The sequence below is a fragment of the Enterobacter sp. ECC_219_Taxon_10 genome, from assembly GCF_058354905.1.
Map to the genome: position 1 here is coordinate 3,221,314 of NZ_CM178005.1, position 13,939 is coordinate 3,235,252.

Here is a 13,939-nt window from a genome sequence, read left to right on the forward strand (position 1 = left end):
GGTGAGGGGGGGTGTTTTGTTATTTACTGTCAGACTTGTATTCGTACTCGTAATAGCCGTAATCCTGGTACCCGGTCGCGCGGCGGAAGATGGAGTTCAGGATCACCCCTTTCACTTCAATCCCGTTCTGCTCGAAGCGGCTCAGGCTGGTTTCCACTTCTTTCAGGGTATTCACCGCATAGCGTGCCACCATCAGCGTGGTGCCCGCATGGCGCCCCACCACGGCCGCATCGGTCACGGCCAGAATCGGCGGCGTATCGATCAGCACCAGGTCATAGTGTTTGCTCGCCCACTCAATCAGTTGGGTGAAGCGTTCGCTCATCAGCAGTTCAGACGGGTTCGGCGGCACCTGACCACGTGGGATCAGGTCGAATCTCGGAATCGAGGTCGGCTTGGCGCTCTGGCTAATCTCCCCCTGACCCAGCAGGATTTCCGACAGACCGTTCACGTTGTTGGTGCCCAGCAGCTCGTGGGTGTAGCCCTTACGCATATCGCAGTCGATCAGCAGCACGCGCTTGTTGGTCTGGCTGACCACGGCCGCCAGGTTGGCGCACACAAAGGTCTTACCGATAGACGGGCTGACGCCGGTTAACATCAGTACGTTGTTTTTAGCCTGCATCATGGCGAAGTGCAGGCTGGTACGCAGGCTGCGTATCGCTTCAATCGCCAGGTCGGTTGGGTTACCCACGGCCAGCAGCTGGCTCTGTTTGTAACGCTTAACGCCCTTGATGGTCTTGACGCTGTCACGGGATTTTTGCCACTCGGAGAGCGGGATGCTGGCGTAAACGTTGATCCCGTTCTCTTCCAGCACCTGCGGGCTTTCGATGCCGCGGTTGAACAGCGAGCGCAGCAGCACGCCGACGATAGAGAGCATCAGGCCAAGAATAATGCTGCCGAGAATAATCAGCGCTTTCTTCGGTTTCAGCACGCCAGGCTGGGTAATGGCCGGGTCAACGATGCGCACATCACCCACGGTGCTGGCCTCGGTGATTTTCAGCTCCTGCTGTTTGTTCAGCAGCTGCATGTAAACCTGCTGTCCGGACTCCACGTCGCGAGTCAGGCGCACGATCTCCTGCTGCGTTTTCGGCATCGCGGTCACGCGGTCGTTCAGCTTCGCCTTCTCCTCTTCAAGGGTACGGCGTTTTTCCAGCAGCGTGCGGTAAGCCGGGTGGCGTTTGGTGTAAAGCTTGGAAATCTCCGCCTCTTTGAAGGTCAGCTCGTTGAGCTGCGCATCAATATTCACCATGGAGTCGAGAACCGATTTGGCCTCCAGCGGCAGGTCGACGGAGTCTTTATCCTGACGGAAGGCGTTCAGCTTGTTCTCGGCATCGTCCAGACGGGCACGCACTTCCGGGAGCTGTTTAGAGAGGAACGCCAGGCTTTTCGCCGCTTCCGCCGACTTGCGCTCGACGTTCTGCTCAAGGTAGTTGCGGGTAATGCTGTTCAGGATGTCGCGGATTTGATCCTTATCTTCACCGGTAAAGGTCATGCTCAGCACGCCGGTGTCCTTACCGTTTTCAGTGACGGTCAGGTTATTTTGCAGATTGTTGATCATGCCCAGCGTGGAGAATTTGGTGACGGTAAATTCCCCCCCCTCCTGAGCGTTGATGGCGGTGACCATCATGTTAACGCCATCTTTGGTCAGCATCTGCCCCACTTCGCCGCGCGCGCTAAAGCCCGCATCGCTGGTCAGCTGATACTGTTTCGGGCCAAGCACCGTCAGGGTAAAGGTTTGATCCCCTGCCCCTTTCGGCAGCACAAAGTCAGTCACCTTCACGGTGTCATTGCTGCGCCCCATCAGACGATCCCAGCCGGCACCAAAGATCGGGAACGTATTTTTGGTGACGGAGATGTCAAGGCCGAGGTCGTGAACCGTTTTGCCCAGTACCAGACGCGACTGGATCAGCTGAATTTCAGCGTCGGACGCCGGCGGCTTGTTCGCCAGCGCGGAGCCGATATCCTGCACCAGCGAGTTGCCGGTGTTCTGTTCAATCTGCACCAGCGCGTCGGCGCTGTAGATAGGCGTCGCAAAGAGCGTATAGATAACGGCCGCCGCGGCAAAGACGGCGGTAATGCCAAGCACCCACCACTTTGCCTCGATAACCGTGCCGACCAGGCGACCAATATCAATTTCATCACTGCCCGAAGTCGGGGCGGCAGAAGGTTTTGTTTTTTCTGTCATTGTTATCCCTGCTGAGCTTTCAGTGCCTGCGCCCACTGTTGGGCAGACTGGTCAAGTAAGGTGTAAACCGCCTCGAAGGCCTCATGGCTTTTGCGATACGGATCGGGAATTTCGCGTTCATTGTCCCAGTGACCAAACAGCATCACCTTGCCGCGCATCTCCGGAGCGATATCGCATAGCGCATGAATATGGCGTTTTTCCATTGCCAGAATCAGGTCATACTCCCGGCACATGCGGCCGGTGACCTGGCGGGCGATATGCCCGTCAAGAGAGAGGTTATGATCGCGGGCCACGCTCGTTGCGCGCTCGTCGGCACCTTTGCCCACCAGCGCGCCCAGCCCTGCGGAATCGACCGTTAACTCAGGCTGGTACTGTTTCAACAGCCGTTCAGCCGTAGGGGAACGGCAAATGTTCCCCACGCATACCACCAGAATTTTGTTGAACATCGCGGATTACCAGGTATGAATGTCGCGCGCCGTATCCGTCATGTAGCGAACGCCACTGATGGTTGGCAGCAACTGGTTGATCAGACGGTTCCAGCGGGCAACCGGCGCGGTGGTGACGTACACCACATCGTAAGGCTGGAGACGGAACTCCGTCGCCATCACCAGAGACGTCGCATCGGACATATCCAGCTGGTAGATGTTGGCAATTTTGCCCTTCGCACTGCCTTCACCTTTCAGCGGACGGATGACGAAGATACCGGTCGCATTGGACGTGGTCAGATCGATACCTTCTGCATTACCCAGGGCTTCGGTCAGGGTCATGCCGCTGAAGTCCATTTTGAGGGTGCTTTGTTTCTTCACTTCACCCATCACGAAGACTTTCAGATCGTCGTTGCGCGGTACGTAGAGAATATCGCCCGGATAGAGCAGGCGGTTCTGGGTCAGGTCGCCGTTTTGCATCAGCGCCTGCAGCGAAATGCGCTGCTCTTTGCCGTTGTGGGTCAGCACCACGTTGCGCCAGTCGGCGCCGTCGGTTAGGCCGCCCGCGGCGTTAATGGCGTCCAGAACGGTGAGCGGAACGTTGGTGATGGCCTGCTGGCCGGATTTGTTCACCTGACCGGAGATATAGGCTTTTTGCGAGCGGAATGCGGCGATATTAACGTCCACCTGCGGGTCGGCAATGTACTGCGCTAAGCGGCCGGTAATATCACTACGGATTTCGGCGAGCGTTTTCCCGGCGACATGCACTTTACCAATGTACGGATAGAACATGGTGCCATCTGACTGTACCCAGTTCCCGGTGTCGCTTGAGCTGCGGTACTGGCCCGCTGGCGTGGTCAGTTCAGGGTGATCCCAGACTGTCACGTTGATCACGTCGCCCGGCCCCACGCGATACTGATAGGAGGCAATTTCCTGGTCCAGAGACATATTCGGCTGGGCAACATTCGGACGTGGACGTAATTGTTCGACCAGACGTGGCGTAAGTGGATAAACATTCACCATTTTGTCGAGATCAAAATCGGCATCCTGTTGCTTGATCACATCCTTACCCATTGTTGACATATTGCTGCCGGGAAAGACCGTGCAACCACTCATCAAGGTCACAGACACCAATAATGGCATCAATTTCATTTTGGATTTCATCATTGATTATTTATCACTTTGGCAGAGTAATTATCCTGTGCAATTTAAATAAGCTTGAGACGTATTGGGTTTCAGCATGCAGTTAATCAAATAGAAATATAACTGGCATCAGTCCTAAAAAAAGCTTATTCATCCATTGGCTATTGACAGAATAATCGAGGCTGATTCACACGCTTTCAGGCACGCTACCGCCCTTGGCTTTCAGTTACCAATCCACTGACTAAACAATGTGTTATGGATAGACACCCTCTTGAGTAAGGTCTTCTGGCAATATTTCAGCCGCTTGAAATACACAGCGGATAATGAATGACCATTCCGAAGACCAAAACAATAATAGCAACAACAAGATTTAACATTTGATGCTGGGAGAATTGTTGCAGCTAACCTAATAGCAGGCAAGGAGACAACTGTCCTAATATCTGTTTTTAAGATTAATATTAAGAGCAAAGTTTTGACCTTTTAGGATTTTCTTTATATTGACAAAAAGAGAGCAAATATCACTACCTGCGATATATCCTAAAATGTTTTCATAATAATAAAATATGCGTATTTCGCTTATTTACACCCACCTGAGATTGCTCTCTTTTTTACGCTTCGTATTAAGAGAAATCTCAGCCCGACATTGCATTTTCCCCCAGCTTTATCCATGATCGAAGTGTGACATTCGTCATATAACAGAAGGTATTGCTATTACTATGGAATGGATTGCCGATCCATCAATCTGGGCCGGGCTGGTGACGCTGGTCGTCATCGAATTAGTGCTCGGGATTGATAATCTGGTCTTTATCGCCATCCTCGCTGAAAAACTACCCCCTTCCCAGCGCGACCGCGCGCGCGTGACGGGTCTGCTGCTGGCGATGGTGATGCGTTTACTGCTGCTGGCCTCTATCTCCTGGATGGTCACGCTCACTCAGCCTCTGTTCTCCGTTCGCGGTCTGAGCTTTAGCGCCCGCGACCTGATCATGCTCTTCGGCGGGCTGTTCCTGCTGTTCAAAGCCACGGTGGAGCTTAACGAGCGGCTCGAAGGCAAAGACAGCGAGAACCCGACCCAGCGACGCGGGGCAAGATTCTGGCCGGTGGTGGCGCAAATTGTGGTGCTCGATGCCGTCTTCTCTCTGGATTCGGTGATTACCGCCGTCGGGATGGTGGACCATCTGGCCGTCATGATGGCTGCGGTGATCATCGCCATCACGCTGATGGTGATGGCGAGCAAAGCGCTGACCCGCTTTGTGAACAGCCACCCGACCATCGTGATCCTCTGTCTCAGCTTCCTGTTGATGATCGGCTTCAGCCTGGTCGCCGACGGCTTCGGGTTCCATATTCCGAAAGGTTACCTGTACGCCGCCATTGGCTTCTCCGTAATGATTGAAGCGCTCAACCAGCTGGCGATATTTAACCGCCGCCGGTTTCTCTCCGCGAATCAGACCCTGCGCCAGCGCACGGCCGAAACCGTCATGCGCCTGCTGAGCGGCAGGAAAGAGGATGCCGAGCTGGACGCCGAATCCTCCGCCCTGCTTGCCGATCACAGCGACGGGCAGATCTTTAACCCACAGGAGCGGCTGATGATCGAGCGGGTGCTCAACCTCAATCAGCGCACGGTGAGCAGCATCATGACTTCCCGGCATGACATTGAGCATATTGACCTCACGGCACCGGAAGATCGGGTCCGCGCCCTGCTGGATAAGAATCAGCATACCCGCGTGGTAGTGACCGGCGGTGAAGAGGAAGAGGAGCTGCTGGGCGTGGTGCACGTTATTGACCTGCTCCAGCAGCAGCTTCGCGGTGAGCCGCTTAACCTGCGCGCGCTGGTGCGCCAGCCGCTGGTCTTCCCGGAAGGGCTACCGCTGCTCTCTGCCCTTGAGCAATTTCGCAACGCGCGCACGCACTTTGCCTTCGTGGTGGATGAGTTTGGTTCGGTGGAAGGGCTGGTCACGCTCAGCGACGTGATGGAAACCATCGCCGGTAATCTGCCAAACGAGGTGGATGAGATTGATGCCCGCCACGACATCCAGAAAAACGCGGACGGCTCGTGGACGGCCAACGGCCACATGCCGCTGGAAGACCTGGTGCAGTACGTGCCGCTGCCGCTGGACGAAAAACGGGAATACCACACCATTGCCGGCCTGCTGATGGAGTATTTACAGCGCATCCCGCAGCCGGGGGAAGAGGTTCAGGTGGGCGACTATCTGCTTAAAACCCTGCAGATTGAAAACCATCGCGTGCAGAAAGTGCAGCTTATTCCGCTGCGGGATGAGGAAGAGCTGGATTTTGAGGTATAGATAAAACAAAACGGCAACCAGATTGCCGTTTTAGGGTTTGCTCCCTCTCCCGTGGGAGAGGGCTGTGGTGAGGCATCAGGCCACCCGGCACCACGAACCTCAAAGCTTATCCAGCAGCTTCTTCACATCCTTGCCATTCTGGGAATCTTTATTACGATCCGCCCAGCTATTAAGCCGACGTTTCGCTTCATCCTGCAGATGCTTACGCAGGATCTGATCCACCTGAAGGCTGTAGTTCAGCGCCTGCCATTTGCCGTATACGCTAAGCGGAACCGGTGTCTCTTTAAGGAAATCAATCAGCTTGCTTTCGCCCTGCCAGCCGGAAAGTACCCGGACGTTAAAGCGCGTGTCCGCCGTCTCTTTGACCAGATCCAGCGAGCCTTCTCCGGTTAACGACAACATGGACGAGGTTCCCTGCATCCCGGCAAGGGTCAGTATCCCGTTATCCAGCGTCAGATCCGTGGTGAAGCTGTCGAGGCGCGTTGCGCTGTCGTAGTTTTCCTGCGCTTTAACATCGCTGCTGCGCTCCACCGCCTGCTGGACAAGCTGCTGGAAGTTGAGCCCCTCCATACGGGAATCTTTCAGGTCAACGTGCGCTTCACCCTGCCACTCCCGGCGGAAGGCGTTGGCATCAATTTTGGTGCCGGAGAAATCCCCCGCCAGCGTTAGCTGCCCCGTCAGGGATATCGGATAGTTAAAGGCTTTGAGGATGCTGCCAATCTCAACGTTGTCGAGACGCGGCTGGAATTCAGCGCTGGCAACGTCCTTACGCACGTCCAGCGTTCCTGGCAGCGAAAGATGCCCTGCCCCCATTTTGCCGCTAAGTTCGGAGATCGCCAGCAACCCGTTGTGGTTGAACATCTTGCCGCTCACGTCGGTAAAATCAATGCCGCGCCAGCGCACGCTGTTGGCTTTCAGCGCAATATCGGCGGTGAAGCCGCGCAAAACATTATAGTCAGGCTGTTCAAGGTTAGACGAGATAACCGGACGTGACACCGGTGACTGGCTTTGCCCCGTCTGGGTCGCATCGCTGTCCGTTGCGCTTGCCGGCAGCGGTGGCAGGATGTTCTCCAGGTTGAGCTTGTCAAACTGCAGGTTCAGCACCCACTTCGGCTTTTCGTCAAGCGTGACGCTCGCCTGCCCCTTCAGGCTGCTGTCGTTGGCCTGCAGATTGAGGTTATCCAGCGCCAGCTGTTTTTGTTCTTCGCGCCATACGGCCTGCAGCGTCCCCTGCCCTGTGATCCCCTGGGTAGGGAGATCCGCCCCCGTCAGCTGCCAGTTAAGCTGCTGGATGTCAGCCGTGAGCTGATGCGGGTAGTCCGACGCATTCACATTTGCATTCAACGAGAGGGTCAGATCCCGCTGGTCGCGATTCACCCGTCCGCTAAATTCCAGCGACGCAAGATGGTGTTCATCCTGCTCCATCTGCAGGTTGATGTTGCGAACGGTGACCTGCTCCTGATCCTCATGCTGGAACACCAGCACGCTATCGGCAACTTTAAGTTTGCCTATATCAAACGACCAGCCCGTATCGGACGGTTCATCCGGTAAGGTATTCTCGCGCGGCGCGACCGGCGCATTTGCGTCGCGCACGGCTTCGGTTTGCGGGGTAAGCTGAATGACCGCGCCCTTCAGCATCACCTGGTTAACCTGCAGCTGATGGGAAATAAGCGGGATCAGCGCCACGTCAAGACGCATGTTGTCCGCAGAGACCAGCGGCTGTGCGGCGCCCGGTGCGGTTAACGACATGCGGCCAGAGAGAATGCTGAGCTGTGGCCAGACGTGCCAGCGCAGCGGCCCGTCAAGCTTCAGTTGGTAACCACTGCGTGCCTCGACCTGCCGCACCATATAAGCGCGGAAATCATTCGGGTTAACCAGCAGAACCAACGCCGAAAGGCCAGCAACCAGCACCACCAGCAAAATCATCAGCGTTGTCAGAACTCTTCTCATGGCATCCTCAGTGGACTAACGATCAGTCTTTATCAATACGGCTGGCAACCGCACCCTGCTGGTCGCGGTATTTTGCGTCCTGGCGGCGGTTGTAAGGCCTGTCTGCCGGGCCTGTCAGCGGTTCAAAGCTTAACGCACCAATCATCATTCCGGGGCGCAGCGCCAGCGGCAGTTTGCCGGCGTTGAAGAACTCCAGCACGATACGGCCGGACCAGCCTGGGTCGATACGGTGCGCGGTGACGTGAACCATCAGCCCCAGGCGGGCCAGAGAAGAACGGCCATCAAGCCAGCCGACGAGATCCGCAGGCAGGGTCACGGATTCATACGTCACCGCCAGCGCCAGTTCGCCTGGATGCAGATAAAAAGCTTCGCCTTCGTCAATGACGATTTCATCACTCATAACGCGATCGAGCGCGGCGCTGACTTCATCCTTCGGCCCGCTGAGGTCGATGAACGGCGCAGTGTGGCCACTAAATGTGCGGAATTTATTCCCCAACCGTACATCAACGGTCACCCCATTGATACGCTCCACCGGGGGACGCGGGGTAATAGACAAACGGCCTTCATCCAGCCAGGCTTCAATATCGCGATCGCAAAGACGCATGGCACTTTCTCCTTTCATGCATCGTACCCTGAGGCCTTAAACACTCAGGGTAAAACCAGGTTATCTCTGAACGGTACACAATTCGCGCGGCTTATTCAAAAAACTGACTGATTTTCGCTTTTAAGATATCAATCGCAATGCGGTTTTTGCCCCCGCGAGGGACGATGATATCGGCGTATTGTTTGGATGGTTCAATAAACTGCAGGAACATCGGACGGACCGTTTTCTGGTATTGCGCCATGACGGAGTCCATCGAACGGCCGCGCTCGTTAACGTCACGCTTGATGCGGCGCATCAGGCAGATGTCCAGCGGGGTATCGACGAAGATGGAGAAGTTCATGGATTCGCGCAGGCGGGCGTCGGTCAGGAGCAGGATGCCTTCAAGGATAATGACCTTCTTTGGCTCGATGCGGATCGTTTCCTGGGTGCGGGTGTGTTCTACGTAACTGTAAACGGGCAGTTCAATAGCCTGGCCGCTCTTGAGGGCTTCTAAATGCTGGAACAGTAAACTGTGATCCATCGCATTCGGGTGGTCGTAGTTGGTTTTTACGCGCTCTTCCATCGACAGATGGGATTGATCTTTGTAATAGCTGTCTTCGGGAATGACGCCGATGTGCTCATCACCTACTTGTTCACGCAGTTCGCGATAAAGCGTACTGGCAATTAGACTTTTACCTGAAGCCGATGCGCCGGCGATGCCTATAATGACGCACTGATGAGACTTATCAGTCATAAATTTAGCGACCTGAATAACCTGGATGTTAAGGAAGGACGACGCCGGAGCGTCAAACGCGGCAATTATAGGGATTTCGCGGGCGTGATACCAGTCGAATGCGCAGGTTCTGCGAGACAGGCTGAAAAGTGGCGCATTGCTCCCTGAAAGAAATTTTAATGACCGTTTTTTCAGCGTTTAACAGGAATTTTTTAGCGAGTAACTATTTAATAACTCTATGATGTCAAATTATGAGCAGCCGCCATATGAATTGTAAATTGTTTGTACTAGCATAAACCAAATTATCAAATTCACTCGTGCGCACTTCTCTCCTGACGGCATGGCGTCTCTGGATAAAGCGGTAATGAATAAACAATACCAGCGGGTTTTGGTTACCACCCCACATCCTTTATTGCGACTTGTCTGTCTGGGCCTGGTCACCTTTATCTTTACCTTATTTTCGCTGGAGCTTACCCGCTTCGGTACCCTGCTGGCGCCGCTCTGGTTTCCCACCGCCATTATGATGGTGGCGTTTTACCGCCATGCAGGAAAAATGTGGCCCGGGATCGCCCTGGCCTGTTCGTTTGGCAATATTCTGGCCTCGTGGATGTTGTTCTCCTGGGCATCGATAAACCTCACCTACACCGCAATAAACGTTATCGAGGCCGTCATCGGCGCCGTATTACTGCGCAAGCTGCTTCCGTGGTATAACCCGCTGCAAAATTTAAACGACTGGATCCGCCTGGCCATTGGCAGCGCGCTGGTGCCGCCGCTGGCGGGCGGTATTCTGGTGACGTTTCTGGTCCCCGGCCCTGAGCCGCTGCGTAATTTCATCGTCTGGGTGTTGTCCGAATCCATCGGCGCGCTGGCGCTGGTGCCTCTGGGACTGCTGTTTAAATCCCATTACCTGCTCCGTCACCGTGACCCGCGATTACTGCTCGAAACGCTGGTTACCATGGCCGTGACGCTGGCCCTCAGTTGGGCTGCCATCACCTGGCTGCCGTGGCCCTTTACCTGCGTGATCGTATTGCTTATGTGGAGCGCCGTGCGCTTGCCGCGGATGGAAGCGTTCATGGTGTTTCTGGTTACCGTGATGGTCGTTTCACTGATGATTGCCCATAACCCTTCGGCGCTGACCACCCAACATGCCGGGCCGATGATGAACGCGCCGTGGCTGCCGTTCCTGATGCTGCTCCTTCCCGCTAACGTGATGACCATGGTGATGTATGCCTTCCGTGCCGAGCGCAAACACATCACCGAAAGCGAAGAGCGCTTTCGCAATGCGATGGAGTATTCCGCCATCGGTATGGCGTTAGTCAGCATAGAGGGCCAGTGGCTTCAGGCTAACAAGGCACTGTGCAACTTCCTCGGTTACAGTCAGACCGAGCTACAGTCGCTCACCTTCCAGCAGCTGACCTGGCCGGAAGATTTGCATACCGACCTGGAACAGCTGGAGCAGCTGGTCAACGGCGAGATCAATACCTACACCCTCGAAAAGCGCTATTACACGCGCAGCGGGGAAGTCGTCTGGGCGCTTCTGGCCGTCTCCGTCGTGCGCCATGCCGACGGCTCACCGCTCTATTTTATTGCCCAGATTGAAGACATTAACGACCTGAAGCAGACCGAGTGGGTCAACAAGCGTCTGATGGAGCGCATTACGCTGGCCAACGAAGCGGGCGGCATCGGCATCTGGGAGTGGGATCTGCAGCCTGACATCATCAGCTGGGATAAGCGGATGTTTGAGCTGTATGAAATTCCGCCGCACATCAAGCCCACCTGGCAACTCTGGCACGACAGAATGTTGCCAGAGGATCGCGCCCATGCGGAGCAGGTGCTGCGGGATTCTCTGGTCTCTCGTCTGCCGTTTAAGCTTGAATTCCGTATCCGCGTGAAGGAAGGCGTACGCCATATTCGCTCCCTGGCAAATCGGGTGCTGAATAAAGAGGGTGAAGTGGAACGTTTACTCGGCATCAACATGGACATGACCGAGGTGAAGGAGCTTAACGAAGCGCTGTTCCAGGAAAAAGAACGCCTGCACATCACGCTCGACTCCATCGGCGAAGCGGTGCTCTGCACCGATATCGACATGAACGTCACCTTTATGAACCCTGTCGCCGAGAAGATGAGCGGTTGGCTGCAGACCGAGGCCATCGGCCAGCCGATCCTGAAGGTGTTACACATCACCTTCGGAGAACGGGGACAGTTGATGGAGAACATTCACAGCGGCGATATTTCACGCTCAGATATCGACCAGGACGTGGTGCTGAACTGCCGCACAGGCGGATCGTTTGATATCCACTACAGCATTACGCCACTCAGCACCCTTGATGGGCATAGTATTGGCTCGGTTATCGTTATTCAGGACGTGACCGAGTCGCGCAAAATGCTGCGTCAGCTGAGCTACAGCGCGTCGCACGATGCCCTCACCCACCTGGCAAACCGGGTCAGCTTCGAAAACCATCTCAAACGACTTCTGCAAACCGTTCGTGAGACGCGTCAGCGTCATGCGCTGGTCTTCATCGATCTGGACCGCTTCAAAGCCGTCAATGATACCGCAGGCCATGCGGCGGGGGATGCCCTGCTGCGGGAACTCTCCTCCATGATGCTAACCCTGCTTCGCTCCAGCGACGTGCTGGCGCGCCTGGGCGGCGACGAGTTTGGGCTGCTGCTGCCGGACTGCAATATTGAGAGCGCGCGCTATATCACCGGTCGCCTGATCCATACCATCAATGACTATCACTTTATGTGGGAAGGCCGCCTGCACCGGATTGGGGCCAGCGCGGGTATTACGCTGATTGATGAACATAACCACCTGGCGTCAGAGGTGATGTCGCAGGCGGATATTGCCTGTTATGCCTCGAAGAACAGCGGTCGCGGCATCGTGACGGTATACGAACCGCAGCAGGAGCGGGATCTGAGCGCGCGCAGCATGATGTCGCTGGACGAACAGTGGCACATGATTAAAGACAATCACCTGATGATGATCGCCCGCAGCGTCGCCTCCCCGCGCATACCGGAAAGCTGTAACTTCTGGCTGATTTCGCTACGCCTGTGGACCAGCCAGGGTGAAGTCCAGGAGGAGCACGCCTTCCGTTCTGGCCTCGCGGAGCCTGAGCTGCTGCACGCCCTCGACAGACGAATCTTTGGTGAGTTTTTCCGCACCTCTGCTGCACAGGTTGCCCGTAAAGGGATGGGGATAGCTCTGCCGCTTTCTGCGGCCGGTTTAGCCAGCGTGACGCTTGTCGATGAACTTCTCGACCTGCTCGAAAACAGCCCTATGCCGGGCCGTCTGCTGCATCTGGTCATCGCAGCCGACGCGGTGTGTAACCCGGATGAGAATCTGCAGCGAGGGTTACAAAAGCTTCGCCAGGCTGGCTGCCGGGTGATCTTCAGCCAGATAGGGCGCGACTTGAACGTCTTCTCCCACCTAAGCCCGAACATGGCCGATTATCTGATGCTGGACGCCGAGGTGGTGAGCAACGTGTATGGCAATCTGATGGATGAGATGATGGTGACCATCGTTCAGGGCCACGCCCAGCGTCTGGGGATGAAAACCATTGCTGGCCCCTGTAACCAGCCCATCATGATGGATACGCTTTCCGGCATCGGCATTGATTTTATCTATGGCGACACCATCGCCGAGCCGCAGCCGCTGGATCTACTGCTCAACACCAGCTATTTCGCCATCAACTGACGGCTTCCAGCCGTCGGTATACCAGATGTGCAGCAGCGCGTAGGAGCGCCACGGCTGCCAGCGCTCGGCGTAACGCCGAATCTGCGCGGGCGTCATCCCGGCGAAGCGTTGCTTAATCAGATAATCATCCGGAAGAAACACATCTTTCGCCTGCCAGCCGCGCAGGGCCAGGTAATTTGCCGTCCAGCGCCCGATGCCCGGCCGCTGCTGTAGCGCCTTCATGCCTGCCTCAACGTCCTCAGGCGGCGTCAGCGGAAACGCCCCGTCGACGACCGACTGCGCCAGATGAATCAGCGACTCCGCGCGTTTTACCGGCATACCGAGCGCTTTGAGCGCTAAAGGATCGGCTGAGGTCAGCGCTTCCGGGGAGGGAAAGCAGACATAACCCGGTGCATCCTTCACCGGCTCCCCGCACAGGGCGACCACGCGGGAAGCCAGTTTCGCCGCCATCGCTACGCTCACCAGTTGCCCGAGGATCGCCCGGACGCCCTGCTCATACGCATCCATCGCCCCCGGCAAACGCAAGCCGGGCCGGGCAGCGCCGAGATCCCCCAGCGTATCCGCGACCTGCTGCGGGTTGCAGGCAAGGTCGAACAGGCGTGCGATGCGTTCAAGACACGTCTGCGCAACCGGAACTAACCCCGGGCTGAGCGTCACGGTCAGCGTATGGGTGGCGATCTCCGGCGTCACGCGAAATATCCCCTGATGGCCGTCGCAGGCAAAACTGCGCTCATAGTAGTCGTGCGTGACGGTTTCAATGCCCGTCACCGCACGCGCGCCGAGAAAGCCAAACATCCACTGCCAGTCGTAAGGGGGTTGCCAGGTCAGGGTATACATCGCTGCTCCTTTTTTATTGTTATCAGCATAAACGGAAAGCCCCTGTTTTGCCTTGCTTTCATATTCCTGTTGTCGGCGGACAGGCATTCCGC

General features: G+C 56.0%; 9 protein-coding genes. 2 read left to right on the forward strand and 7 right to left on the reverse strand.

Going from position 1 to position 13,939, the window contains the following annotated elements; all coding sequences use genetic code 11:
- Positions 1-19: 19 nt before the first annotated feature.
- From wzc to AC4ICF_RS15405, 3 genes are read right to left on the reverse strand one after another with little or no spacing between them, the layout of a single operon-like run.
- Entirely contained in the window at positions 20-2,182 is a 2,163-nt protein-coding gene (gene wzc / locus AC4ICF_RS15395) for a tyrosine-protein kinase Wzc (protein ID WP_316379408.1), read from the reverse strand.
- Between the two features lie 2 nt (positions 2,183-2,184).
- Entirely contained in the window at positions 2,185-2,628 is a 444-nt protein-coding gene (gene wzb, locus AC4ICF_RS15400; protein ID WP_116338786.1) for a low molecular weight protein-tyrosine-phosphatase Wzb, read from the reverse strand.
- Positions 2,629-2,634: 6 nt separating this feature from the next.
- A complete protein-coding gene (locus tag AC4ICF_RS15405; protein ID WP_014170829.1) occupies positions 2,635-3,774 on the reverse strand; it encodes a polysaccharide export protein in 1,140 nt (379 codons plus the stop codon).
- A gap of 692 nt (positions 3,775-4,466) precedes the next feature.
- On the opposite strand from AC4ICF_RS15405, the gene AC4ICF_RS15410 reads away from it, so the two are divergent.
- On the forward strand, positions 4,467-6,050 hold the full coding sequence (locus tag AC4ICF_RS15410; RefSeq protein WP_166711730.1) for a TerC family protein: 1,584 nt from the start codon (positions 4,467-4,469) through the stop codon (positions 6,048-6,050).
- Between the two features lie 99 nt (positions 6,051-6,149).
- Here AC4ICF_RS15410 and asmA read toward each other — a convergent pair whose 3' ends face one another.
- The 3 genes from asmA to udk form a co-directional block, all read right to left on the reverse strand.
- Positions 6,150-8,000 (reverse strand): outer membrane assembly protein AsmA, encoded by a 1,851-nt coding sequence (gene asmA, locus AC4ICF_RS15415; protein WP_163330202.1) that lies wholly within the window; start codon positions 7,998-8,000, stop codon positions 6,150-6,152.
- A 22-nt stretch (positions 8,001-8,022) separates the two neighbouring features.
- The gene (gene dcd, locus AC4ICF_RS15420; RefSeq protein WP_020883257.1) at positions 8,023-8,604 is read right to left on the reverse strand and encodes a dCTP deaminase; all 582 of its coding nucleotides are present in this window, start codon (positions 8,602-8,604) and stop codon (positions 8,023-8,025) included.
- A 91-nt stretch (positions 8,605-8,695) separates the two neighbouring features.
- Positions 8,696-9,337: a uridine kinase gene (gene udk, locus AC4ICF_RS15425; protein WP_008500855.1), complete on the reverse strand. Its 642-nt coding sequence runs from the start codon at positions 9,335-9,337 to the stop codon at positions 8,696-8,698.
- Between the two features lie 343 nt (positions 9,338-9,680).
- Between udk and AC4ICF_RS15430 the strand changes: the two genes are divergently transcribed.
- Positions 9,681-13,010 carry a diguanylate cyclase gene (locus AC4ICF_RS15430; RefSeq protein WP_491466104.1) on the forward strand — a complete coding sequence of 1,110 codons (3,330 nt, stop codon included), beginning with the start codon at positions 9,681-9,683 and terminating at the stop codon, positions 13,008-13,010.
- Here the strand turns inward: AC4ICF_RS15430 and alkA are convergent.
- Complete coding sequence (gene alkA / locus AC4ICF_RS15435) at positions 12,975-13,847, reverse strand: DNA-3-methyladenine glycosylase 2 (protein WP_316379405.1); 873 nt, start codon at positions 13,845-13,847, stop codon at positions 12,975-12,977. The genes AC4ICF_RS15430 and alkA overlap by 36 nt on opposite strands.
- Between the last annotated feature and the right edge of the window lie 92 nt (positions 13,848-13,939).

What these genes read in the sequence shown, in the direction of transcription:
- wzc (WP_316379408.1), bottom strand. Translation starts at nt 2,182, where the DNA reads ATGACAGAAAAAACAAAACCTTCTGCCGCCCCGACTTCGGGCAGTGAT.
- wzb (WP_116338786.1), bottom strand. Translation starts at nt 2,628, where the DNA reads ATGTTCAACAAAATTCTGGTGGTATGCGTGGGGAACATTTGCCGTTCC.
- AC4ICF_RS15405 (WP_014170829.1), bottom strand. Translation starts at nt 3,774, where the DNA reads ATGATGAAATCCAAAATGAAATTGATGCCATTATTGGTGTCTGTGACC.
- AC4ICF_RS15410 (WP_166711730.1), top strand. Translation starts at nt 4,467, where the DNA reads ATGGAATGGATTGCCGATCCATCAATCTGGGCCGGGCTGGTGACGCTG.
- asmA (WP_163330202.1), bottom strand. Translation starts at nt 8,000, where the DNA reads ATGAGAAGAGTTCTGACAACGCTGATGATTTTGCTGGTGGTGCTGGTT.
- dcd (WP_020883257.1), bottom strand. Translation starts at nt 8,604, where the DNA reads ATGCGTCTTTGCGATCGCGATATTGAAGCCTGGCTGGATGAAGGCCGT.
- udk (WP_008500855.1), bottom strand. Translation starts at nt 9,337, where the DNA reads ATGACTGATAAGTCTCATCAGTGCGTCATTATAGGCATCGCCGGCGCA.
- AC4ICF_RS15430 (WP_491466104.1), top strand. Translation starts at nt 9,681, where the DNA reads ATGAATAAACAATACCAGCGGGTTTTGGTTACCACCCCACATCCTTTA.
- alkA (WP_316379405.1), bottom strand. Translation starts at nt 13,847, where the DNA reads ATGTATACCCTGACCTGGCAACCCCCTTACGACTGGCAGTGGATGTTT.